This window comes from Maribacter confluentis (assembly GCF_030505015.1).
Taxonomy (GTDB): Bacteria; Bacteroidota; Bacteroidia; order Flavobacteriales; family Flavobacteriaceae; genus Maribacter; species Maribacter sedimenticola.
Genome location: NZ_JAUKUC010000001.1, coordinates 632,248 through 657,379, shown reverse-complemented (window position 1 = coordinate 657,379; position 25,132 = coordinate 632,248). Strand labels below are relative to the sequence as shown.

The following is a 25,132-nucleotide window of genomic DNA, read 5'->3' as shown; positions in this document are numbered from 1 at the left end:
ATGAAATCACGGATTCACGAATACCTATTAAAATTAAATAACAAAGTCAAGACTAAAACAATCAAAAAACAAATAATACTAAAAATGGCGTGTACTGCCTTTACCTTAATTTCTGCAATGGCATTTGCTCAATACAATTCCTACGCCAAAAACAATTTTAATCGAGATGGTTTTATGTTTGAATTTGGTCTAGGTGGTGGGATTATAAGTATAGAAGATAGTGCGGGATCTCAAAGTTTTGATGACGCACAAGGCGGTGGAACTTTCCCTGAATTAAAGCTCGGTTATATGTTAAATAACCGTTTCGCCATTACCGTTTCTGCACCTGGAATGATTTACACGGTTAATGATAATGACAGACACTTTGGTGGCATTATACCTTCTGTTCAGTACTGGGTAAAAGACCGATGGTGGATACATGGTGGTGCTGGTTTAGCCATAGATTCGCCTGCACTATATGATATTAAAGACAATGTAAATGATGATTGGAATACTGGGATAGCAGTTATGGTGAGTACCGGCTACGAAGTGTACAGAAAAAACAAATTTGCCTTAAATGTTCAATCTAAAGTGCTCCTAGGAGGGGTAAAACTAGAAAGTAACATTGACAGAGAGGCGGTGCAATTTAGTTTGGGAATTGGCTTTAGCTGGTTCTAAATAGTGAAAAAAATAATATCAATAATCATAAAAAATCATAATCATGAAATCAAATATTCACGAATACCTATTAAACTTAAATAATAAATCCATGCTTAAAACACTTAAAATTAATTTTTTGGGAACCTTGGTAAACATGTCGTTAGTTCTCCTTTTATTAACAGCGGCTTGCGGTCAGTCCAACAATAAAACAAAAGTTGGGGCAACCAATAATACTGAAGCCAAGTCGGCGGTTGCAAAACCTGAAATCGATATTCAAACAGCAATACTATCTAACAATCTTGAAGCAGTTAAACAGCATATTTCGGCAGGAACGGATTTGAACATAAAAGACCCCATGACCGGGGCCACACCACTAATCACTGCGGCAAGCTTTGGAAAAAATAAAATAGCACAACTGCTTATTGATGCCGGTGCGGATTTAACAGTTAAAAATAACGACGGGGCTACTGCTTTGCATACAGCCGCATTTTTCTGTAGGGTTGAAGTGGTACAGTCGCTTATTGATGCAAAAGCCGATAAGACTGCAAAGAACAACTTTGGTATGACCCCAAGGGAAAGTGTAATGGGGCCTTTTGCGGAAATAAAGCCGATTTATGAAATGCTCCAGCAACAATTAGGTCCTATAGGTTTACAAATCGACTTGATGGAAATCGAAAAAACCCGTCCTGTCATTGCGATGATGTTGCAGTAATCCTCTTAAAATAGATATTATAATGATAACTGAAAGAAGATTCGATATCGACTGGCTACGGGTTATAGCTATAGGTTTGCTATTAATCTATCATATAGCCATCATATTTCAACCGTGGGCCATGTTCATAGGCTTTATAAAGAGCGATGAATTCCTGGAGGGTTTATGGAAACCTATGACCATGCTCAACGTTTGGCGTATTCCATTATTATTTTATGTATCGGGAATGGGACTCTACTTTGCGATGCGCAAACGAAATTGGAAGCAGTTAATTTTGGAACGTACAAAGCGGATTCTCTTGCCCTTCCTATTTGGTATTGTTGCCATCACCACCTTGCACATGTTTGTTTTTCAGCTGTATTATAATATGCCATTAGGTTATTTTCCCCATCAAGGCCATTTATGGTTCTTGGGGAATATCTTTGTGTACGTACTTATACTCTTACCGTTTTTTTACTACCTGAAAAAGGATGGAAACGGTAAAATAAAAAGGATGTTATCGTCTCTCATGGGCCATCCTGGTGCCCCTTTGTTGATATCTCTGTTTTTTGTCCTAGAGGTTTTGTTGGTAAAGCCCCAGCTGTTTTCATTGTACGCCCAGACCTGGCATGGCTTTTTTAATGGCTTTCTTGCTTTTTTGTTTGGCTTTCTTTTCGTTTATAGCGGCAAAACATTTTGGCAGACCGTTTTAAAATGGAGGTGGTTATATATTGGTTTGGCCGCTGTTTTGTTCGGCATCCGATATTTTATATATGCTACGGAAGCACCAGGCTATCTGACGGCCATTGAATCTAATTGTTGGATTTTTGGGATTTTCGGTCTCGGGTATAAGTACTTGAATAAAACAAGTAAAATCTTAAGTTATTTAAGCCAGGCAGCATACCCTGTTTATATCATTCACATGTTTGTCTTATATGTAGGAGCACTGCTCATATTACCATTGGAGATACCTATCCTATTGAAATTTGTTGCTATCCTAGTTTTTACGGGTGTAGGTTGTTTTCTCATTTATGAGTTCGTTCTTAGAAGGCTTGGTTTTTTAAGATCATTATTCGGATTGAAATGGATTCACAAAAAAACTGAAAAAGTAAAAACTTCAACCTCGAACCTGAACTGAGAATACAAGGAATAAAAATTCTTGACTTTGGTTAAAACTCGGGTTAGAATTAATTAAAGAACGCCCTTAACAAGGGGAGAAAAGACATTAAAGAGAAGTAAGCACATTTAAAATATAGTTTAACATGAAAATTCAAATTGTAATATTTATATCAATAGTAATACTTAGTGCTTGTAACAGCTCTGAGAAATCTAATATCACCCAACAACCAACTTTAGGTGATTATCAAGTTGGTGAAAAATGGGTATGGAAGTATAAGGGGGTGACTACCGAAGGAGAAGTACGTTCCAATGGGACGGATACAAGAGAAATAGTCAATTTTAATGGAGTTTTAGGTATGAATATTGGTAAGGATACTATTCCTGTTAGCGATATTGTTAAACCAGAAGTTAGCGAAACACCCAAGTATGATTGGCCTCTAGAAGTGGGTAAAAAATGGAAATATGAAAACAATTGGACCAGTCAAGATGGAACTACTGGAAGCCAAAGTCAGAATGCCGAAATATTGTCCTATAAGGAAGAAACGGTAGAAGCTGGAACATTCATGGCATACACCATTAAATACACCGGTAAAACCACGAATTCCAGAGGGTATAGCGCAAATGAAGAGGAGGTTTGGTTGTATGCACCTGCTGTAAAAAACTTCATAAAGCTCACTCAGAATCAAGGTGATTTTCTATACGTAGAGGAATTAATCGAATATTCAAAACCTAAATAAGTCTCCATAAAAGAAGTCAACATTGTGATTGAAATACTTCAACAAAATGGAAACGATTTGTAATACATGACCAAACAATAACTAATTATGAAAATATTTAGAAAAATCCGTCTAAAATTCCTTTCAGAAAATAACTTCAGTAAATATTTCATTTACGCCATTGGCGAAATTGTCCTGGTCGTCATAGGTATATTGATTGCCTTACAAATCAACAATTGGAACCAAGCCAAAAAGGATAATTATGCTTTAAAAGAGTATTTGGTTAAAATCAAGTCCCATACCATTGAGGACCTTTATAAACTGGACTCGATAACTAGGGGTAGAACGCAAATAGCCGAGCTCTGTAAAAAGGCCCGTACAAGCATCTTGGACAAGACAGAAGACGAAAACCTAATTCTTTTTATGTCCAGTGGGTTCGCTTTTGCAGATATAAATTTTAAACCGAATATGGGGGGGTATGAGGCATTAAAAAATTCCAGCTACTTTGGCAAAATCAACAATACGCCATTGGATTCCCTCTTGACCGGATATCACAGTTTAATTGAGGAAATTGCAGCAAGCGAAAAGAGTTATAATGACTATGCAAAAAGTCAGCAGGCGTATCTGTCCACCCAGTTCGATAGGTCTTTGATGCTCGCTTATGCCTTTGTGCCTCCAGATTCCCTAAAACTAAGAGCGACAACCCAAGCGGAGTATTTTGAGGATTTTGCCGCATATACATCGGCCGTCCCCTATCGAAACGTCATTAGTCTAGCAGCTTGGCAGTTTGATACCATGGTTGCTTTGTATGTTCAATTAAGGGATTTAGGCGAGAACGTCATCGAAGAAATTGATGCAATTACTAATGATTAATTTCAAAACCAATTTGCCAAACACTAGTACTGAAAAAATGAAAAATCGAAAAACAAAACAAATGACCAAATGGCTTCAAAGGAATATTGCAGGTAAAAAAGTAGTATCACTTTTCATAGTTACCAATGCAATATATGTATTGATGCTCACGGTTACTATTCCCAAAACAATGGAATTTTCAAATGGAATGAAATTGCTTGATATGTTGCCAATGGGATATGACTTCAATTATGTCAACCAATTGTTCAACACACTTGGGGAAATTGGACGTAAGACTTATTTAAGTTATCAATTACCTTTAGATATGGTTTATCCGCTATTATTCGGAATATGTTATTGCTTGGTACTTGCCTATTTTCTGAACAAACTTGACAAACTAAAAACCCCATTCACCTATCTCTGTCTTTTGCCTTTATTAGCCGGAGCGATGTACTACGCAGAAAACATAGGAATCATTGCTTTATTGAACAGCTATCCCGATATAAACAAAAGCTCAGTAACGATAACAAGCAGTTTTAGTCTCATTAAGAGTACAACCACTACTATCTATTTCTTGGTTTTAATAGCATCACTGCTAGTTTTAGGCATCAGATCTTTAAGAAAAGCTAAAAGTACGGTTTATTAATAGTCGAATAGAAAGTTAAGACCAATGACCAGAGTATTGGGCAATGTTATGGGTATGGAACTGCTATTTAGAAAGAAAGGAATCACAAGGCACTGCATTCAGGCTAATAATAAGAAGGCCAAAGTTAAATACTTATAAATTTTCAGATAGTAAAAAACTACAGAATAATGACAAAGCAAAAAACAAAACAAATACTCAGAATCTTATTCATTTTGGTAAGCATTGGCTCTTTGTACTTTGTTCCATGGATATTGGTAAAGGCATGGATTTTACCCTTACCCGATAACGTCCAAGACCAAGTGGACGAAGCCATTGGCCACGGATTTGATGGCATGATCGTTTATGTGGATGAAGCAGGAGAACCACCAGCATTTTATGCGGGCGGCTGGAAAGATCGCGAAAATAAAATACCGTCCGACCCAAAAGCTCTGTTCAAAATTGCAAGTATCAGCAAATTGTATGTTGCCGTTGCCGTCACCAAGTTGGCCCATAATAAACAATTGTCCTTAGATGAAACGCTATCCGACTACTTTCCGGAACTTGTGGGAAGAATTGAAAATGCAGAAATGATAACGCTTAGATCTATGGTTCAACACCGAAGTGGTATTCCCAATTTTACCAATAATCCTGCGTATTGGGAAAATGAACTGGAAAATGGTAAAAACGCACTTGAATTTGCCCTTGATCTGCCCGCTAGTTTTGAACCGGATAATGGATATGAATATTCAAATACGAACTATTTATTGCTACGTCAAATCATCGAAATAGCGATAGGGTATAGTCATGAACAATATATCAAGCAGGAAATCCTGATTCCCCTTGAACTGAAAAACACATTCTTTTCACTTGAGGAAGTGAATTTGGATGATGTGATGAGCGGCTACTATGTTGGATATGATGAAGATTTTAAAGCTAGGGAATATGGAATGGTGGCCACAGCAGAAGATGTAGGCCTATTTCTTAGGGCATTGAACGATGGTTCTGTGTTTAATGAAGGTGAAAGGGACATTTATCCCTATGTATATGATCATGGAGGTCTAGTAGTAGGTTATCAGAGTCTCGCAGAATACCATGAAGACATCGATACCGTAGTCGTTCAATTTATAAACACAACAGATTTTGAAGGATATGAATGGAATTTATCGGAAATCGTAATCAATCGTATCGTAAAATTATTGAGACGTAAAAAAAACTCATGAAGAAGGTAAGACGAGAGGTAAATGCATTTGAAGGCTTCCCTTTATTTTCTTGGTTTCCGGAAGTTTCGAAGTCTTTATGGACTTTATGCGCATACTCTTGTCATATGCCGTTAGTGCAAAACGGTAACAATAACTTTATTACATCGTCAGAATTAGTATTAATATTAAAATCAAATTATTTATGATTGTAACTACAGAACAAAAACAACTGATTAAAACTGCACGAATAACTGGCGTGTGGTATTTAATGATGGCTATTTCAGGAATTTTAGGGTTTATGGTCTTTCATTCTCAAATATTTGTGTCTGGAAACCCCGAACAAACGCTAACGAATTTAGTAGAGTTAGAATCTACTGCGAGGATTAGGTTGCTATTAGAGTTTGCTATCGTAATATCCCAGGCATTTACCGCAGTTTATTTTTACAAATTATTTAAGGATAGTTATCAATGGGAAGCTTGGACTTTGGGTATATGGGGAATGGTGAATGCTTTAGCTATAATGATAAGCGCAATTTCAATCGCCTCCGCAATAGGTATTGCCAATTCTGATATAAGCGTTATGCAAGATAAAATTGTACTTATTGAGGTTTTGCAAAATATAATTTCAAATGCTTGGGGTATTGGTGGTCTTTTCTTTGGGCTTTGGTTATTTCCTATGGGATACATAGTCATTCAATCAAAAAGAATGCCTATTTGGTTAGGAAGAGTTATTGTTTTAGGGGGGTTAGGCTATCTAATTTCTACGATTATACGCTACTCCGGAATTGATTTTAGCTTTAATAGATTTCTCCCGCTACCCGCAACCATTGGAGAATTTTGGATGATAGGATATTTGTTACTTTATGGCATAAGACCTAATAATGAATAAAATTAGATTAAAAAGGTCTAAAACAAAAACGTCATTAATCAATTGCATGGCAATATTTGTATTATAGCATCACTGTAAGATATAACAAATGAAAAATAAAATATATAATTTGTTAAACAACCCTATGCAGATTTTGGAATTTCTGAATGGACATTGATTCTAATAAGTAAGTAAAAAATAACACACAATGTAAGCTTACACATCAATGTAGCACCGCTTCACGGTGCAACTAATCATAGATGACAAATTGTGGAATATTTGGTAGGGGCAAATGCCGGTCAATTACAGTACAGCTGTAACTCAATAATAAGTTGTAATCCAAAACATTTTGTGAATGGGTAACCTTAAGGTGAAATTTTATTTAAAAATAGTTGAAGTAAAACTCTAAGGCGTTGCCAAGAACAAGACTTGTTAAGGCCCAAAAAAAAGTTATTCTTCCTAGATTAAAGGCATTTGAAAAGGATATCCTTAAAGAGATTGTGGCACAAATGAAAAATAGAACCATAGCATAAGAGGGGCACTCATTAAAGGTATCGCTAGTATTGCTAGAAGTAAAAAAGGTTTTAATTGAAGTTATATTTAGGCAATTTTATAAGTTATGTTTTCGGATGCACTATTCGGACATAATATCGCGCCAGTCGTAAATGTGGAATGTTTTATCCGTAGACATACCAACGAACATACCTTTTGGGAACTCTTCGTTAATAGCTACAGAAGTAACATCAGACCCATCGCTTTCTAGGGTTAAAAGTTCTACGGATTTTAGTAATACGTGATTGTTAGGTGCGTTTTTAGCACCTTCTCTAGGGTAGATGTTAAACGTATTTTGTTGTTGGTCGGAAATAAGAATATATCCTGTTCCATCATCATTTTTATAAATACTGATTCCCTCTATATCACGACCAAAATCTTTAGTACCGAACAAGGCTAATTCTTCGTTTCCTTTTTTCGGGTCGGCATAGTATTTTCGAACTCCATAAACTTCATCAGAATAATAAATATATCCCAATTCATTATCAACGGCGATGGCTTCAATTTCTTTAACACCGCTATAGTTTCCGAAATCTCTAACCTTGGTAATCATGGCTGTACCTTTTGGTGAACTATGAATTTTATATTGCGATAAATACCCAGTGGCAGGCCCTATTTTTGGACCAACAATAGCATAAATTTCTTTGGTCTTTTGGTCGGTGTAGAGCGCTATCCCCATTGGGTCACTAATTTCCCTATCCGTGAATACAGGAAGTCCACCTCCATCTATAGGTTTCATGTCGGGTAGCGAAAATATTCTCAATTGATTATTACTTCTTTCTGTAGTAACGGCAATGTCTACAAGTTTTCCGTTTAACTTAAAGTCATACGCGATATCAACATTGTTGGGGCGTTGTAAGTCGAGCACACATTTTTCTTTAATAATTTTCCCCTGTAAGTCAAAGGCATACAATCCACCACCATCTTCTTTATCCGTGCCAATAATGAAACTATTGGATGGGTCTTTTTTATCAATCCAAATTGCAGGGTCGTCGGTATCGAATACTACATTTTCCGTAATGTATTTTGGATGGATTGCATTCATTGTGTGCTGAGGTAAACCATCTGGAGCAATTAACAGATTTTCACCTGCAATGTCTTCCCAGCTATAGAAATGGAATGTTTTGTCGTCAGACATGGCCACAAAAAGTCCTTTTGGAAAAAGTGTTCCCAGTGATGCATTGGTAACTTCAGAACCATCACTTTCATTGGTCATGAGCTCTACTACTTTAACTAATTGATGGTCATGTGGGTCGCTATTAGAGCCTTCACGAGAAAAAAGGTGAAATTTATTCGCTTGTTGGTCAGATACAATGATATACCCTGTACCTAAATCAGTTTGGTAAATGCTTAAGCCTTCATGGTCTTCGGTAAAATTTTGGTTGGCAAAAAGGGCTAGTTCCTCATTTCCTCTATCCACATCCGCATAATATTTTCTTACGCCAATACCTTCATCGGAATAGTAAACATAGCCTAATTCATCATCAACAACTATTGCTTCAATTTCATTTTTCCCGCTGTATTTTCCGAATTCTCGAACCTTTTTGCCGGTAATATTTCCTTGTGCATCACCTTCTAATTTATATTGCCAAATGTAACCATCGGCAGGTCCGGATTTTCTTCCTACAAAAGCAAAAACTTGGTCATCAGCATCTTTGTATAGCCCTACACCCATAGGGGCTCTAAATTCTTCGCCTTCAAAAACAGGTATTCCGCCATTGTCAATAGGTGTCATTTCTGGCACTCTAAAGATTCGTATTTTATTGGTTAACCTTTCTGTGGTGACGGCAATGGAGAATTCTTCTTCACCCATTTCAAACTCTTCAATATCCACATTATTAGGACGTTTAAGGCCTTTTACGGTTTTGCTTTTAATAATTTTTCCGTTTAAATCATATACATAAAGACCACCATCTTCATTTTTATCGGTTCCTATAATCAAACTTTCTTCAGGGTTGTCCTCATTGATCCATATGGCCGGATCATCTGTATCATGTGGTATTTGTTCTGTTATAGTTTTAGGTCGTAAGGCATTTTTACTATGTTGAACAGCTTGCTTACAACTTTGAAAAAAGATAATGGTTATTATAAAAAGGGGTCTAAGATTCAGCATATGGTTTTTGCAGTGCTTTAATTTTTCTTTCTTAAAATTTTTCCTTCCTGATTAAAAAGGATATCATAGGTTTTACCGTCTTTTTCTAAATCATCTTCATGGAGTATTTTACCCGCTCTGGTTGCTACTAATTCTTTATCTAGAATCTCATATTCTCCCATCTTGGTTCGTAGCGCTTGTAGAACATTGTGGGGTAGTTCATCTACTGCTATTTCTGTTTCTGTCTCTACCCATTGACCTTGTTCATCAAAATAGGAGCTTGTATGTCTTGCTAATAAAAAATAGTAGACCTGGTAAAAATTGTTTTCTACAGTCCAAAGTATATCCTCTGCTTCAGAAACTTTATTCATAAATGACTTTTGCATTTTGGGGTATACATATCTGTTTGCATGAAATTACAAGAGTGCATACGATGATGATAAAAATTGATTTTTTCATTTTCTTGGTCGTAAAACTATATGTTAATTCTGTAGAGAATCTGTATTAGAATAAATGTCGGAATTTATGGGTGTCGATCAGGTTTTCATAGGATAATTTTATGTTATGAAGACGACAAATTTTTGTAATGAGGGAAAGGCCAAGACCTAAAGTAAACTTTCCGATTTCTTAAAACGTAGAAACAGTTCAGGGTGTATAGGGCCATTTTTGGTGGCATTATAAAAACCTATTTCTTCGGCTTTTGTACTAATTTCTATATGACTGCCGGCATTATCGTGGTTTATGACATTTTTAATAAAGTTGGAAAATAGGACCACCACCAGTTCTGGATTGATATCGTGTAAGATTTCATGCTTAACCTTGGTTTAGAGTCAATTTTTTTTAATGAAATCATTTGTTGAAAATGCGCTATATGGGATATCAAGATTTGAGTTAGGTTTATTTTTTTTCTACTCGATATGCCCCCGGATTCAATTTTGATTAATAGCATTAGTAAAAACAATGATTGTTCTTAATAGAAATTTTAAAACATTTTACCTTCATAATCATTAAAATTTTTATATAACTTTATACCGTAAACTTTAGGGGTGTTCTATTGATCTAGGACTGAGAAAAACCCTTTGAACCTGATTTGGTTAGTACCAACGAAGGGAAAAGTTGAAAAACGCATTGCAATATGTGTTTACGCATCTTTTTATGATAGTGGTGGATCTCTGCGCCACAAAATGTCAATTCAAAAGCTTCTCAACATCCTAATTGGTTACAGCATATTTAAAATATACTGTATATGATAACGATTTGGGTCAATGAGGAACGGTTAGAACTTGAGGAAGGCACTTCTATTCTTCATTTACTTCAGCATTTAGACTCTCCAAAGACCGGTATTGCTGTAGCAATACAGAACGCCATTGTACCTAAAAATTTATGGGAATCCACAATATTGTCCAATGACGACAATATTCTAATAATTCAGGCCACGCAAGGAGGATGACCTATCCTGAACTAAAAAACACATTTCAAATGATAAATAAAGACACCGCACCAAAAGAAGGTAAAATTACCAGGCAACCCTTTCCTAACTCAAAAAAGATTTATGTAAAGGGTCGTATACATCCACAGATAAAAGTAGCTATGCGAGAAATAGCGCTTAGTGATACCAGGCATTCTGTTACGGGAAAGGTTACGACCAATGAACCTGTAACCGTTTATGATACTTCTGGGCCATATACAGACCCCAATACGGTCATCAATGTCCATGAAGGTATAGAGCGTATTAAGGAACCATGGGTTCTAGATCGTGGAGATGTAGAGCGCTTGCCCGGTTTTACCTCTAAATATTGTAATGAGCGCTTAAATGATAGCAGTTTGGATCATATGCGTTTTTCATTGTTAAAAAAACCGCTACGTGCCAAAAAAGGTAAGAACGTAACGCAACTGCATTATGCCAAAAAGGGCATCATTACCCCCGAAATGGAATATATTGCTATTCGTGAAAATCAGCGTATAGATGAAATGACCCAAATTAGAAAGCAACATCAAGGGGAGCATTTTGGAGCCTCTATTCCAGCTAAGATCACACCGGAGTTTGTTAGGGAAGAAGTAGCCAGGGGTCGTGCGGTAATACCGTCCAACATTAATCATCCAGAGGCGGAACCTATGATTTTGGGTAGAAATTTTTTGGTCAAGATCAATGCCAATATTGGAAATTCCGCCACTACATCATCAATAGAGGAAGAAGTGGAAAAAGCGGTCTGGGCCTGCCGTTGGGGGGCAGACAATATTATGGACCTCTCCACGGGGCAAAATATCCACGAAACCCGGGAGTGGATTATAAGAAACTCACCGGTGCCCGTTGGCACGGTGCCCATTTACCAAGCATTGGAAAAAGTAAATGGTGTTGCAGAAGATTTAACATGGGAAATTTTTAGGGATACCCTAATAGAGCAGGCAGAGCAGGGCGTGGATTATTTCACCATACATGCCGGGGTATTGTTGCGCTATGTGCCCATGACCGCAAATCGTGTAACGGGCATTGTCTCCCGTGGCGGGTCGATCATGGCTAAATGGTGTTTGGCACATCATAAAGAGAGTTTTTTATACACACATTTTGAAGATATTTGCGAGATTTTAAAGCAGTATGACGTAGCTTTTTCATTAGGTGACGGTCTACGGCCCGGTTCTATTGCAGATGCAAATGATGAAGCACAATTTGCCGAATTGGAGACTTTGGGAGAGCTCACACAAATTGCCCGTAAACATGAGGTACAGTGTTTTATAGAAGGACCTGGGCATGTACCCATGCATATGATCAAAGAGAATATGGAAAAGCAGATAGAAGTCTGTGATGAAGCACCATTTTATACCTTAGGACCATTGACAACAGATATTGCACCAGGTTACGATCATATTACATCGGGTATCGGTGCCGCCATGATCGGTTGGTACGGCTGCGCCATGTTGTGCTATGTAACGCCAAAAGAACATTTAGGATTGCCAAATAAGGAAGATGTTCGCGTTGGCGTGGTGACCTATAAACTTGCGGCCCATGCGGCAGATTTGGCTAAAGGGCATCCTGGGGCGCAGCATCGTGACAATGCCTTGAGTATGGCTCGTTTTGAATTTCGTTGGCGCGATCAGTTCAATTTAGGTTTAGATCCGGAACGCGCATTGGAATATCATGATGAGACCTTGCCGGCAGACGGTGCCAAAATTGCCCATTTCTGCTCTATGTGCGGACCAAAATTCTGCTCCATGAAGATTTCCCAGGAAGTGAGGGATTTTGCCGCGGAAAATGATATTGTGGACAATGAAATCATGCAAAAGGGCATGAAGGAAAAATCAGAAGAATTCAAGCAAAACGGATCAGAAGTGTATTTGTAAAATGTGTAGGTAGTTCCCGCACTTGTAAAAGTGCGGTCGGGCTTTCAGCTGTATCTTTTTTTGAAATAAAAAAAAAGGATGCCGCTTCAATCCCTAACTTAAATGATACTAGTGCCTAAAACAGAATTTTATATAAACCATAATAAATGATAGTAGTTATAGCCCCGGAGCATGATATGGAACATGAATTGAACATTCTTCACCAATTGTTTGATGAAGGGTTGCACTATTTTCATTTGCGTAAGCCCCATAAAAGTTTAAAGGACCACCGGGCTTATTTAAATGAATTGGATGTCAAGTATCATAATAGGGTAGTGGTGCATTTGTACCACGAACTGGTAAATGAATTTGACTTAAAGGGAATTCATTTTCAAGAACAACACAGAATAGACCATATTGACAATCTTGGGCACTATTTTAAAAACCTTGAGATGTATGGCAAGTCTATTAGTAGCTCATTTCATGAACCGGAAGTATTGAACAATTGTTATTTTGAATTCGATTATCATTTATTGAGTCCTGTTTTTTCGTCTATCTCAAAACCGGGGTATAAAGGTCGTGGGTTTGATGTAAACCATATTGACAAAACAATCATTGGTATGGGTGGTGTTTCAATTGAAAATATAGAAGAGTTCAAAACTTTAGGTTTTAAAGGAGTTGGAGTGTTAGGTGGTATCTGGAACAGCAATGAACCTGTTGAATCTTTTAAAAAAATGAAACAATATTTTGAATAATTTAAAATACATACTTTCTATTGCAGGTCACGATCCTAGTGGTGGTGCCGGTATTACGTCAGATATAAAAACATTTGATGCGCACGGATTATATGGCCTTTCGGTTTGTACGGCCATAACGGTGCAAAATGAGAATGATTTTAAGGAATGTAGTTGGGTGCCCGTCCCATCTGTTTTGGCTCAGATAGAAGTTTTATTTGAAAAATATACCATTGACATCGTCAAAATAGGGCTTGTAGAATCTTGGCCTGCAATGCTCCGTATTGTAAATACATTACACGCAATACATCCCAAGGTCAAAATTGTCTTGGACCCAATATTAAAAGCAAGCTCAGGGTTTGATTTTCACAATGGCGAAGAACAAAATGTATTGGATGAAATATGGAGTAAATGTTACATCGTTACCCCTAATTATGATGAGATTAAGTGTTTGTATCCGCAAATGACTATTGAAGAGACACTTGAGCATATGGCCAATTATACCAACATCTATTTAAAAGGTGGACACCGTGCGGATAAAAAGGGGTATGACGAGTTGTATTATAGTCAATTTGTTATGGTGAACTTACCCCCTTTTTAAGTGAGGTATTGGAAAAACATGGTAGTGGATGCGTGTTGTCATCTGCACTTGCCAGTAATTTGGCACTTGATATTGGTTTGGAGGATGCCGCTAGAAACGCTAAAAAATATACGGAGGAATATTTAAACTCCCACCCCTCTTTGCTGGGGTTACACAAAAAAATAATTACAGAATGATACCGAAATTGCATTATATATCGCAAGGTAAAACAGTAGACGAGCATTTATCGAACATTCAAAATGCCTGTAGTAGCGGCATTGAATTGGTGCAGTTGCGATTAAAGAAATTTAAAGAACCTGCTGTTTTAAAAGCAGCAGAACAAGCACGGGAAATTACTGCTCGTTTCCAAACCCGGTTGATTATCAACGATTATTATAAAGTAGCCAAAGAGGTAAAAGCTGATGGAGTTCATTTAGGACAGAACGATACCTGTCCAAAAACGGCCCGTAAACATTTATATTCTTGGCAAATAATCGGTGCTACGGCCAATACATTGGAACAGGCACAAGAATTAATTGCTAAAAAAGTAGATTATATTGGTATGGGGCCGTTTAGGTTCACATTGACCAAAGCAAATTTGAGTCCCGTATTGGGTGTTGATGGTTATGTTACAATCATAAAAAAGCTGAACACGGAAACACCAATTATTGCCATTGGCGGCATAACGTTGGAAGACGTTCCGGTTATCTTAAAGACCGGGGTGTACGGCATAGCGGCATCGGGAGGAATAACCAAAGATTTTAATACCATAGCACACTTTAAAAAATTACTGGATGGTAATGTACAGGAACAGGTTTGGACTGCCTTTAAACATGAAAATAAATGAAAGATAAGTTAACAATTGCCGGTAAATCGTTTATGTCAAGATTGTTTACCGGTACGGGAAAATTTAAAAGCTCGGAAAATATGCGGCAGGCCATTATTGCTTCTAAAAGTGAACTGGTGACCGTTGCGTTAAAGCGGGTAGAGGTCCATAATTCTTCAGATGATATATTGGTACATTTAAGGGATAATCACATTAATCTTCTACCAAATACATCTGGAGTAAGATCGGCCAAAGAGGCTGTTTTTGCAGCTCAATTGGCACGGGAAGCTTTGGAAACAAATTGGGTAAAGTTAGAAATTCACCCAGATCCAAAATACCTATTGCCAGATCCCATTGAAACCTTAAGGGCAGCTGAAGAACTTGTAGCGTTGGGCTTTGTGGTAATGCCTTATATACACGCAGACCCCGTGTTGTGCAAACGCCTAGAAGAAGTTGGTGTACAGTGCGTAATGCCATTGGGAGCACCTATTGGCAGCAATAAGGGTATTATGACCAAGGATTTTTTGGAAATCATCATTGAGCAAAGCAATGTACCGGTTATAGTTGATGCAGGTATTGGCGCACCGTCCCATGCGGCCTTTGCCATGGAGTTGGGTGCAGATGCTGTTCTGGTTAATACGGCAATTGCCGTTTCTGACGACCCGGTAGCTATGGGAATGGCATTCGCAAAGGCCGTAGAGGCGGGGAGAATGGCTTACTTGGCAAAATTGGCACCTATTCAGGAACATGCTGCTGCAAGCAGCCCGCTAACTTCTTTTTTGCATGAATAGTTTTAAGGAAATTTTTGAAAGGTATGATTGGCATATGCTGGAAAAGGAAATTTATGGCTGTACAGCATTAGATGTAGAACGTGTGTTGGCAAAGGAAAAGATTATGTTATCAGATTTTAAAGCATTGATTTCCCCTGCGGCCAAACCATATTTGGAACAAATGGCACAGCGAAGTAGCGCATTGACCAAAAAACGTTTTGGGAAAACCATGCAAATGTATATACCCTTGTATCTTTCCAATGAGTGCCAAAATATATGTACCTACTGTGGGTTCAGTATGATCAATAACATTAAACGAAAAACCCTAACCGATAAGGAGATTTTGGATGAGGTGGCCTATATAAAAAAATTGGGTTACGATCATATTCTCTTGGTAACGGGAGAAGCAAACAGAACGGTAGGTGTAGCATATTTAAAAAATGCCATAGCCTTAATTCGTAAACATTTTTCTAATATTAGTATAGAGGTACAACCATTGGACCAAGCAGAATATGAAACCTTGATCGCGGAAGGACTATATGCAGTTTTGGTATATCAGGAAACCTATCATAAGGCAACATATAGGACCCACCATCCAAAAGGTAAAAAATCAAATTTTGATTTTAGATTGTTAACACCGGACCGTTTGGGTAGGGCGGGCATTCATAAAATTGGGTTAGGTGCTTTGTTCGGCTTGGAAGATTGGCGGGTAGATAGTTTTTATACGGCGTTGCATTTAAAATATTTGCAAAGAACATATTGGAAAACCAAGTATTCCATCTCCTTTCCACGCCTACGTCCGCACCAAGGAGATGTGGAGCCTAAGGTAGCAATGACCGATGCGGATTTGGTCCAGTTAATTTGTGCCTATCGTCTGTTGGACGAAGATGTGGAATTATCCATGTCCACTAGAGAGAGTAAAGTGTTTAGGGATAATATTATTAACCTAGGTATTACATCCATTAGTGCGGAATCAAAAACCAATCCAGGTGGCTATGCGGTTGCCCCTGAATCTTTGGAACAGTTTGAAATATCTGACGAGCGAAGCACAGTGGAAATCACAGAAATGATACAATCCCAAGGATATGAAGTCGTTTGGAAAGATTGGGATAGAAGTTATTTGGTTTCGGAATAAGATGTAGCGTTATATATTTCATCATGTTGGCGAAACCTTATTGAACGTTTTAAGGTAATACAGTTCACTTAAACAAATAAAATGTTAAATTTTTTATTTCGTTAAACCTTTTCAAATATTGTAAGTCATACAGTGTAATGCACATTTTAATCAAATGTGTATATGTATAAAAAGAGCTAATTGGTGTATTAAAACGGTGTTAAATAATACCTAACATTTCTATAAAACAGCCTTTAAGAATTAGATTTGTGAAGTAGACGATACCGGTTTGCCAAATAATTATCCAAACTTCCAAATGAAAATAAAATACATTGTTTATAGCCTACTTTTAATAGGAATTACCGCCCTAATAGTATATCGCATAAATGCAAACAATGAAATTGGCGGATCTAAGGCCAATGATGCAGTAGAACAAGCAACTTCAGTAAAGGGGATGGTGCTCAATGCCCAACAGTTCAATGATAATATTTCCTTATCCGGAACCATAGAAGCCAATGAACAAATTGAGATAAGGAGTGAGGTTTCCGGAATTGTTGAACGTATTAATTTTAATGAAGGCAGTAAGGTTACCGAAGGCCAAGTATTGTTCAAGGTCAATGATATAGAGTTACAGGCGCAATTATCCAAAGTGCGAACGGCCCAAAAACTAGCCTCGGAAAATGAACGGAGGGCAAAATTATTGTTGGAAAAACAGGCCATAAGTCAAGAGGAATATGATATTGTGAGTGCGGACTACCAATCTGCCAGTGCAGAATCGCAATTAATACAGGCGCAACTTTCAAAAACTGTAGTTAGGGCACCTTTTTCGGGAACCATTGGGTTGAGGTATATTTCTAAAGGCACCTATGTAACCCCACAGACATTGATCGCCAAATTGGTCAATACCAGTAAGCTCAAGATTACATTTTCAATTCCGGAAAAATATGCGTCTCAAGTATCTGTAGGTTCGCAGTTGAGTTTTACTACTTCAGATTCCAAAGAGGAATATAAGGCCAAGGTGTATGCCATTGAGCCAGAAGTTGAGATTGCTACTAGAACATTGAAAATGAGGGCCATTGCGGAAAATAAGGAAGGTAAGTTATACCCGGGAACCTATGCCAATGTAATGTTGCCGTTGGAAAGTATAGATGATGCCCTAATGGTACCGTCAGAAGCCTTGATACCTGTACAGAACGGTAAAAGAATATTTATTGCAGAACAAGGTAAAGCCAAGGAAATCGATGTTGAGATCGGGGCAAGGACGGGTAATGAGGTACGGGTGGTTTCTGGCCTAAAGGTAGGGGACACTATTTTGACCTATGGTGTTATGGCCTTGAAAAATGGTACTCCCGTCAATATTCAATTTGAAGAACCTGTAACGTTAACCGCAGAATAATGAATTTATCGACCTTAAGTATAAAAAGACCGGTTCTGACCATTGTAATGAACCTTACCTTAATCCTATTCGGTATCATTGGTTATACATATTTAGGGGTGCGTGAATTTCCTTCCATTGATCCGGCGCAAGTATCTGTGAGAACCAGTTATTCAGGTGCCAATGCAGATATAATTGAGTCTCAGATCACTGAACCATTGGAAAAAGCGATCAATTCCATTGACGGTATACGTAATATAACCTCTTCTAGTGTACAAGGTTCAAGTTCTATTAGTATAGAATTTAACTTGGACAAAAATCTTGAAGATGCGGCCAATGATGTAAGGGACAAGGTGTCACAAGCGGTAAGGCGTTTGCCGGAAGATTTGGATGCGCCACCGGTAGTCTCCAAATCTGATGCCGATGCACAACGTATCCTTTCCATGACCGTACAGAGCGATGGAAAGAATATATTGGAACTATCAGACTACGCAGAGAACGTTATTGCCCAAAGGATAGAAACGATACCTGGGGTAAGTAGCGTACAAATATGGGGACAGCGAAGGTATGCAATGCGCCTTTGGATAGACCCATTGAAATTGGCTTCCTATGGACTTACAGTGGCAGATGTTAGGACCGCATTGTTGGCACAGAACGTAGAATTGCCATCTGGAAAATTAACCGGAGAAAATACGGAGTTAACGGTAAAGACAATCGGGAATCTTAATACGGAAGAGCAGTTCAACGATATTATTATTCTGGCAGATGGGGAAAAATTGGTTCGTTTAAGTGACATTGGTAAGGCAAGTTTGGAAGGGGAAAACATGGAGACCAAGATGAGCGACTCCGGTCAGCCAATGGTCGCTACCGCGGTCATTCCACAACCAGGAACCAATTATTTGGAGATTGCGGATGCTTTTTATGAGGAATATGAAAAGCTAAAAAAAGATTTGCCCGAAGGTTTTAAATTGAACGTGGTAATTGATGATACGGTCTTTGTAAGAAGGGCTGTAACCGAGGTTGCGGAAACCTTATTGATTTCAATAGTATTGGTTATCCTGGTCATTTTCTTCTTCTTTAGAAACTGGTCCATGGCCCTAAGGCCCTTAATAGATATTCCAGTATCCTTGATAGCCACTTTCTTTATTATGTGGCTGTTTGGGTATAGTATTAATGTGCTTACACTTTTGGCCATTGTACTTGCCACGGGACTTGTAGTGGATGATGGTATTGTGGTAACGGAAAATATTTATAAAAAAGTAGAAGAGGGTATGAGCCCTATAGAGGCGGCCATAAAAGGGTCTAATGAAATATTCTTTGCGGTCATATCCATTTCAATAACATTGGCAGCGGTGTTTCTTCCGGTAATCTTTTTGGAAGGTTTTGTAGGCAGGCTTTTCCGTGAGTTTGGGGTGGTCTTAGGTGCGGCAGTTTTGATTTCCGCATTTGTTTCTTTGTCACTGACCCCTATGCTTAATGCTTACTTGATCAAACCCGGCAAACAGAAACAATCAAAATTCTATCATTTTACGGAGAAGTATTTTTTGAGAATGAACCGTTCCTATGCAGAATCGCTTAGGGAATTTATGAAAAGAAAGTGGTTGAGTTTTCCAATTTTGGCAGGATGTTTAGGATTAATTGCGGTGTTCTACATACTACTTCCAAAAGAAACCGCACCTTATGATGATCGTAGTTTTGTTCGCTTAAGTGTAAATGCCCCAGAAGGTTCTTCGTATGAATACATGGACCGCTTAATGACCGATATAACAGATTTGATAAATGATTCTATTCCAGAAAAGAAAGTTAGTCTTGTACTTACCTCACCAGGGTTTGGGTCATCATCAGTTAATAGTGGTAGGGCAAATATAGCTTTGGTTGACCCAAGTGAGCGAGAGCGTTCTCAAAATGATATTGCCAATGACCTTGGGCGATGGGCTAAAGCATATGTCGGTGGTAAATCTAACGTATCTGAGCGACCTACAATTTCAGTGAATAGAAGAGGAGGACCGCCAATTCAGTTTATTATACAAGCCCAAAACTTTAAGAAGTTAGAAGAAAATATTCCTGCATTTATGGCTGAGGCCGAAAATGATGAGACGTTTTCCTTTGTAGACGTTAATCTAAAATTCGATAAGCCTGAAATCTATGTGACCATAGACCGTGAGAAGGCTGAAAGTTTAGGGGTGTCCGTAATAGATGTTGCCCAAACCCTGCAACTATCTTTGAGCGGACAACGTTTTGGATATTTTCTAATGAACGGAAAGCAATATCAAGTAATTGGTCAATTTGATAAAGAGGACAGAAATGCACCGATGGATTTGACATCGATCTTTGTCAAAAATAAAGATGGTTTGTTGATTCAATTAGACAACTTGGTTCAAACATCAGAACATAGTAGTCCACCACAACTATATCACAATAATAGGTACATGTCTGCTACCGTATCTGCAAATTTAGCACCCGGTAAAACCATCAACGACGGTATTGAGGCCATGGAGCGGATAAAGGATAAAGTATTGGATGAATCCTTTACTACGGATTTGGGCGGAGAATCAAGGGATTTTGTTGAAAGTAGTTCAAATACCCTATTTGCTTTTGGATTGGCATTACTGTTGATTTTCTTAATTCTTGCTGCCCAATTTGAAAGTTTTATAGATCCCTTTATCATTATCCTGACCGTACCTATGGCCGTTGCCGGAGCCATGTTTTCCTTGTGGTTATTTGGACAGTCATGGAATATTTTCAGTCAAATAGGCACCATAATGTTAATTGGTCTGGTAACCAAGAACGGTATTCTTATTGTAGAATTTGCCAATCAATTACGGGAACAGGGATTAGGAAAAAGAGAATCAATTCTACAGGCATCGGAATCTAGACTACGGCCTATTCTAATGACCAGTTTAACCATTGCCTTGGGAGCTTTGCCCATAGCGTTATCCTTGGGAGCGGCTTCTACCAGTAGAATAGGCATGGGGGTAGTGATCATTGGTGGGACCATGTTCTCCTTACTGCTAACGTTATTTGTAATTCCTGCACTTTATATGCTGTGGTCACGTGAAAAAGTAGAAAGATCGGAGTTTAAAGTGCTTGAAACATATTAAAATGAATTATTACAGGATTATATTTTTTATTGTATTCTTAGTTGGGTGCAATGTCCGGGGACAAGAAGTGCTCTCCTTGCATGAAGCGGTAAAAATAGCAATAGAGAATAATTACAGTATTATTACCGCCAGCAATAATCTCGCAATTGATTCCATAGGGGTAAGTCCGGGTTATGCAGGCATGCTTCCTACTTTGGAAGCCCGTATTACGGATAATAATAGTGTACAGAATTTATCGCAAACCCGTTCAGATGGTTCCCAGGTAGAACAGGACAATGCAAAGAACAATAGTTTAAATTATGGTGTGGCCATGGATTGGACCTTGTTTGATGGCCTACGCATGTTCGCCAATCTGGAACAATTGAAACAAAATCAGAATTTAGGCGAGGTAGAACTAAAACAAGTTATTTTGGCCAAAGTGGGCGAGGTAATGATCACTTATTATGATTTGGTACAGCAACAGCAACAGCTAACGGCCTTGGATAGTACCATACTAATATCCAAACAACGGGTTGAGCTGGCCCAAAATAGGTTTACCATTGGTAAGGCCTCAAAATTGGAAGTCCTGAACGCCCAGGTAGATTTAAATACGGACCAAACGCTAATGCAGCGGCAGAGGGAATTATATGCCAACACCAAAATCCAATTGAATGAACAACTGGCACGAGATTTAAAGACGGCATTTGTGGTCGCTACGGAAATTAATGTAGATGAAAGTCTTTTATTACCGGAGCTGGAAGCGGATGTCATCTCCAATAACCCACAATTAAATGCAGAGCGTATTAACAAACGTATAAATGAATTGGATTTAAAACAGGTACGTGCGGCCAGATATCCTACTATTTTTGCAACAACAGGTTATAATTTTGGCAGGTCAGAATCAAGTCTTGGGTTTACTACGAGTGCCAATTCCAGAGGTTTTAATTATGGTTTTGGGGCCACTTTAAATCTTTTTGATGGCTTTAATCAAAACAGAAATGAAAAAATAGGTCGTTTAGAGTTAGAGAATGCTGAAATTGCCATTGCCCAACAGCAACAAGAGTTATTATCAATTCTTAGTACTACATATCAAACCTATCTGACCAATATCAGTTTAATTGAATTGGAAGAAAGTAATGAGGCCATAGCAAAGGAAAATTTAGACATAACCGTAGAGAAATATCGCATAGGCATAATACCAACGTTAGAGTTTAGAACTGCGCAATTAAACTATATTAATGCCAAGGTGAGGTTTAGCAATGCCAAGTTTCAGGCTAAGCTATCGGAAATTATTTTAAGGCAGTTATCCGGAGATTTGGACATATAATCAGTTGGCCATTATTTAGGAATTTTCAGCTCATCTACATCGTTCTTTTTACAAAGTTGTGAACCTTCTTTCATGGTTGCCGCCGTACCACAGGCTACTCCGTAAATACCCATTTCCTTGATTGATTTATTTTTTGAAAAGGCCAACACCATTTCCGCTACCATACTACCACTTGCTACCAAGAAATCATCTTCTTCAATAACGGCATCCAATTGTATTAATGTTCTTTGCCATTCCGTTTTTTTAACTAAGGGTCCCGGCATTCCAAATCGGTATTGGGCATTGTTCTTGGTATCGGCTACGGCATGGTTTTCACGTACCCATCCAGATATAGGGATTATCTGTTGGTCAATTTGTAAATCTGTCAATTGTTCCTGAAGATGAATCCCCTTAGGTCCGCCGGATATGTACATACATAAGGAAGTGCCCCCAAGTTCCTTTATTACGCGAGACACATTGATTACGCCCTCTCCGGGTTCATATACCGGGTTGCCGCATCTTAATTTATTATCGGGCACTATACCATTGACCACTGGGTTTACGGTAAAAGTAAAAATTCTGTTTTTGATGGTAATGTTCAAAACATAGTTCAATTATAGTCGTAGGAATATTTTGGTGCTATGACCATTGTCATTGGTATAGATCTAGGTCTAGAATATCTTGGTGAAAAATTGGTAGTTATGAAAGGTGTCATGCGTTTAGGAAAGGTATCCGGAATAAAGATTGAAGTTCACTGGACCTTTATACTTTTACTTTTATGGGTAGCGTTTTTAGAGTTTCAGAAAGGCAGTGGTCTTAACAGAATATTGCTCAATGAAGCCCTTATTGTGGTATTGTTCTTCTGTGTAGTTTTACATGAATTGGGGCATGCCCTGATCGCTAAATATTTTGGGGTACAGACCAAGAACATACTCTTATTGCCAATAGGCGGTGTTGCAACATTGGAAAAAATGCCTGAAAAACCTGCACAGGAGTTTTGGATTGCATTGGCAGGTCCTGCGGTGAACATCATTATTGCCATTTTACTTCTCTTGGTAGTCCCGGTACGTAGTTACTTTAATTTTGATGCTATTGTTATGGAGGAATTGCTTTATGAACCAACCTTACGGAATTTTTTATTCTACCTGTTTTTAGCCAATGCAATGTTGGTCGTCTTTAATCTAATACCAGCCTTTCCAATGGATGGTGGCCGCGTATTGCGTGCATTGCTATCCTTTAATCTTGGGCGTGTAAAGGCTACTGAAATCGCTGCAAGTCTTGGTCAAGGGTTAGCTATGATATTTTTTGTACTTGGCTTATTTTTTAATCCTTTTTTAATATTGATAGCACTGTTTATCTTTCTTGCGGCCTATGGGGAAAATCAAATGGTAAAACAGGGAGATTTGCTCAAAGGATATTCGGTCCAGGATGCTACCATGACCAATATAACACAATTAAATACCCATAGTAAAGTTAAGGAAGTCATTGCAATCCTTTTGGGGGGAACAGAGAAAGATTTTGTGGTAGTTGACAATGGGAAAATTGTAGGGATATTGACACAAAAAAATATAATAGAACACGCCAAAGCACCCGAAACTCTGGTGGGCAGCATCATGCAAACCAAATTTAGTACTGTTAATTTATCTGAGGGGTTAATGAAGGTATTGCAACTGTTGGAAAGGGAAAGAAATGGTTTTTTTCCAGTACTTGAGCAAGGGAAACTAGTTGGTGTAATTGATAAGACCAATATTAGTGAATTAATTTTGTTAAGAACTGCAGCTACTTAAAATGACATATTGTTTTTCACCCTGTTTTCAAATGGGCTGTATGATGAAAACGTAAGGAAAACGGAATAATTAATCCCTTACGCTTGAACTCAATGTTTGTATAAAAGAAGTATTTGAACGTATTTCGTCCATTGCGGATTCATAACCCAGTTTAAATATGGTATCAATGTTTTTTGCAGCAAACATATTGTAATTTTCCAACCCTTTGGGTTGAATCAACAAGTTACAATCCCCAAATTTTGACAGTGATTCATTGGCGAGGATGATATGATAGGCACGTTCCAAAATGTGGTAGGAATGTTTTAGATGTTCCATGCTTACCTTTTTAAATGGATTAACGTATACACCTACAATTTGATCGCAAAAATGGCTAATAAGTTCTACAGGAAACGTATTTAAGGTGCCCCCGTCAATATAATATCCATCTTCAATCTGTACCGGGGCAAAAAAACCGGGTACTGCTGCAGAAGCCAATACTGGCCTAATAAGTTCGCCTTGATGAAAAACTTTCAGGTTTCCATCCAATAAATTAGTAGCTGTTATGTATAAAGGAATTTTAAGCGAGGAAAAATTATCATGAGGTAAATAGGTGCGTAAGAGATCATAGTATTTAGATGCATCTACAAATCCTGGTTTGTTTCTTGCATATTTCTTTACTGAAAACAGGTCTACGGTTTTAAAAAGTTCAAGCATATGCTGCCAACTGCAACCGTTGGCGTATAGTGCTCCTACAACGGCACCTGCACTTGTACCGGCAATATACGAAGGGAAAATATTATGCTCCTCTAATGCTTTTATGGCCCCAATATGCGCTACACCACGCATACCCCCACCAGAGAGCACAAGTCCAATTTTCATACTAGATGTTTTATATTATTGTGATGGTCAT

24 protein-coding genes and 1 riboswitch are annotated in these 25,132 nt (G+C 38.1%); of the genes, 20 read left to right on the top strand and 4 right to left on the bottom strand.

Annotated elements, in window-relative coordinates:
• The first annotated feature begins 84 nt into the window (after positions 1–84).
• From Q2T41_RS03050 to Q2T41_RS03015, 8 genes are all read left to right on the top strand, one after another.
• A complete protein-coding gene (locus Q2T41_RS03050) occupies positions 85–657 on the top strand; it encodes a hypothetical protein (protein ID WP_304434896.1) in 573 nt (190 codons plus the stop codon).
• Between the two features lie 43 nt (positions 658–700).
• Complete coding sequence (locus Q2T41_RS03045) at positions 701–1,351, top strand: ankyrin repeat domain-containing protein (RefSeq protein ID WP_304434895.1); 651 nt, start codon at positions 701–703, stop codon at positions 1,349–1,351.
• Positions 1,352–1,373: 22 nt separating this feature from the next.
• Positions 1,374–2,468, top strand: coding sequence for an acyltransferase family protein (locus Q2T41_RS03040; protein WP_304434894.1), 1,095 nt, complete (start codon positions 1,374–1,376; stop codon positions 2,466–2,468).
• 124 nt (positions 2,469–2,592) lie between these two features.
• Positions 2,593–3,186: a hypothetical protein gene (locus Q2T41_RS03035; RefSeq protein WP_304434893.1), complete on the top strand. Its 594-nt coding sequence runs from the start codon at positions 2,593–2,595 to the stop codon at positions 3,184–3,186.
• A gap of 87 nt (positions 3,187–3,273) precedes the next feature.
• Positions 3,274–4,038: a DUF6090 family protein gene (locus tag Q2T41_RS03030; protein ID WP_304434892.1), complete on the top strand. Its 765-nt coding sequence runs from the start codon at positions 3,274–3,276 to the stop codon at positions 4,036–4,038.
• Between the two features lie 61 nt (positions 4,039–4,099).
• Positions 4,100–4,663 carry a hypothetical protein gene (locus tag Q2T41_RS03025; RefSeq protein ID WP_304434891.1) on the top strand — a complete coding sequence of 188 codons (564 nt, stop codon included), beginning with the start codon at positions 4,100–4,102 and terminating at the stop codon, positions 4,661–4,663.
• 167 nt (positions 4,664–4,830) lie between these two features.
• Positions 4,831–5,862, top strand: a complete 1,032-nt coding sequence (locus tag Q2T41_RS03020; protein WP_304434890.1) for a serine hydrolase domain-containing protein — start codon at positions 4,831–4,833, stop codon at positions 5,860–5,862.
• A gap of 181 nt (positions 5,863–6,043) precedes the next feature.
• Positions 6,044–6,730 carry a DUF4386 domain-containing protein gene (locus Q2T41_RS03015; protein WP_304434889.1) on the top strand — a complete coding sequence of 229 codons (687 nt, stop codon included), beginning with the start codon at positions 6,044–6,046 and terminating at the stop codon, positions 6,728–6,730.
• Positions 6,731–7,343: 613 nt separating this feature from the next.
• Here the strand turns inward: Q2T41_RS03015 and Q2T41_RS03010 are convergent.
• Entirely contained in the window at positions 7,344–9,374 is a 2,031-nt protein-coding gene (locus Q2T41_RS03010) for a phytase (protein ID WP_304434888.1), read from the bottom strand.
• Positions 9,375–9,391: 17 nt separating this feature from the next.
• The gene (locus tag Q2T41_RS03005; protein ID WP_304434887.1) at positions 9,392–9,724 is read right to left on the bottom strand and encodes a PepSY-like domain-containing protein; all 333 of its coding nucleotides are present in this window, start codon (positions 9,722–9,724) and stop codon (positions 9,392–9,394) included.
• Positions 9,725–10,385: 661 nt separating this feature from the next.
• A riboswitch (TPP riboswitch) is annotated at positions 10,386–10,482 on the top strand.
• Positions 10,483–10,599: 117 nt separating this feature from the next.
• Between Q2T41_RS03005 and thiS the strand changes: the two genes are divergently transcribed.
• The 11 genes from thiS (at position 10,600) to Q2T41_RS02950 (ending at position 22,477) form a co-directional block, all read left to right on the top strand.
• Positions 10,600–10,803, top strand: coding sequence for a sulfur carrier protein ThiS (gene thiS / locus Q2T41_RS03000; RefSeq protein ID WP_144801122.1), 204 nt, complete (start codon positions 10,600–10,602; stop codon positions 10,801–10,803).
• 29 nt (positions 10,804–10,832) lie between these two features.
• Positions 10,833–12,692 (top strand): phosphomethylpyrimidine synthase ThiC, encoded by a 1,860-nt coding sequence (thiC, locus tag Q2T41_RS02995; RefSeq protein ID WP_304434886.1) that lies wholly within the window; start codon positions 10,833–10,835, stop codon positions 12,690–12,692.
• Between the two features lie 146 nt (positions 12,693–12,838).
• On the top strand, positions 12,839–13,426 hold the full coding sequence (locus tag Q2T41_RS02990; protein WP_304434885.1) for a thiamine phosphate synthase: 588 nt from the start codon (positions 12,839–12,841) through the stop codon (positions 13,424–13,426).
• Positions 13,419–14,006 (top strand): bifunctional hydroxymethylpyrimidine kinase/phosphomethylpyrimidine kinase, encoded by a 588-nt coding sequence (locus tag Q2T41_RS02985; protein ID WP_304434884.1) that lies wholly within the window; start codon positions 13,419–13,421, stop codon positions 14,004–14,006. Before Q2T41_RS02990 ends, Q2T41_RS02985 begins: the two co-directional genes overlap by 8 nt.
• A gap of 8 nt (positions 14,007–14,014) precedes the next feature.
• Positions 14,015–14,182 carry a bifunctional hydroxymethylpyrimidine kinase/phosphomethylpyrimidine kinase gene (locus Q2T41_RS02980; protein ID WP_304434883.1) on the top strand — a complete coding sequence of 56 codons (168 nt, stop codon included), beginning with the start codon at positions 14,015–14,017 and terminating at the stop codon, positions 14,180–14,182.
• Complete coding sequence (gene thiE / locus Q2T41_RS02975) at positions 14,179–14,832, top strand: thiamine phosphate synthase (RefSeq protein WP_304434882.1); 654 nt, start codon at positions 14,179–14,181, stop codon at positions 14,830–14,832. The genes Q2T41_RS02980 and thiE overlap by 4 nt, the downstream gene beginning before the upstream one ends.
• Complete coding sequence (locus Q2T41_RS02970) at positions 14,829–15,602, top strand: thiazole synthase (protein ID WP_304434881.1); 774 nt, start codon at positions 14,829–14,831, stop codon at positions 15,600–15,602. The genes thiE and Q2T41_RS02970 overlap by 4 nt, the downstream gene beginning before the upstream one ends.
• Positions 15,595–16,716 carry a 2-iminoacetate synthase ThiH gene (gene thiH / locus Q2T41_RS02965; protein ID WP_304434880.1) on the top strand — a complete coding sequence of 374 codons (1,122 nt, stop codon included), beginning with the start codon at positions 15,595–15,597 and terminating at the stop codon, positions 16,714–16,716. Before Q2T41_RS02970 ends, thiH begins: the two co-directional genes overlap by 8 nt.
• A gap of 295 nt (positions 16,717–17,011) precedes the next feature.
• Positions 17,012–18,091, top strand: coding sequence for an efflux RND transporter periplasmic adaptor subunit (locus tag Q2T41_RS02960; RefSeq protein ID WP_304434879.1), 1,080 nt, complete (start codon positions 17,012–17,014; stop codon positions 18,089–18,091).
• On the top strand, positions 18,091–21,171 hold the full coding sequence (locus Q2T41_RS02955) for an efflux RND transporter permease subunit (protein WP_304434878.1): 3,081 nt from the start codon (positions 18,091–18,093) through the stop codon (positions 21,169–21,171). Before Q2T41_RS02960 ends, Q2T41_RS02955 begins: the two co-directional genes overlap by 1 nt.
• 1 nt (position 21,172) lies before the next feature.
• Positions 21,173–22,477 (top strand): TolC family protein, encoded by a 1,305-nt coding sequence (locus tag Q2T41_RS02950; protein ID WP_304434877.1) that lies wholly within the window; start codon positions 21,173–21,175, stop codon positions 22,475–22,477.
• Between the two features lie 11 nt (positions 22,478–22,488).
• Here Q2T41_RS02950 and Q2T41_RS02945 read toward each other — a convergent pair whose 3' ends face one another.
• Complete coding sequence (locus Q2T41_RS02945) at positions 22,489–23,058, bottom strand: PfkB family carbohydrate kinase (protein ID WP_304434876.1); 570 nt, start codon at positions 23,056–23,058, stop codon at positions 22,489–22,491.
• 39 nt (positions 23,059–23,097) lie between these two features.
• On the opposite strand from Q2T41_RS02945, the gene Q2T41_RS02940 reads away from it, so the two are divergent.
• Positions 23,098–24,243: a M50 family metallopeptidase gene (locus Q2T41_RS02940; RefSeq protein WP_304434875.1), complete on the top strand. Its 1,146-nt coding sequence runs from the start codon at positions 23,098–23,100 to the stop codon at positions 24,241–24,243.
• A 69-nt stretch (positions 24,244–24,312) separates the two neighbouring features.
• Here Q2T41_RS02940 and Q2T41_RS02935 read toward each other — a convergent pair whose 3' ends face one another.
• Positions 24,313–25,101 carry a patatin-like phospholipase family protein gene (locus tag Q2T41_RS02935; protein WP_304434874.1) on the bottom strand — a complete coding sequence of 263 codons (789 nt, stop codon included), beginning with the start codon at positions 25,099–25,101 and terminating at the stop codon, positions 24,313–24,315.
• Positions 25,102–25,132: the final 31 nt, after the last annotated feature.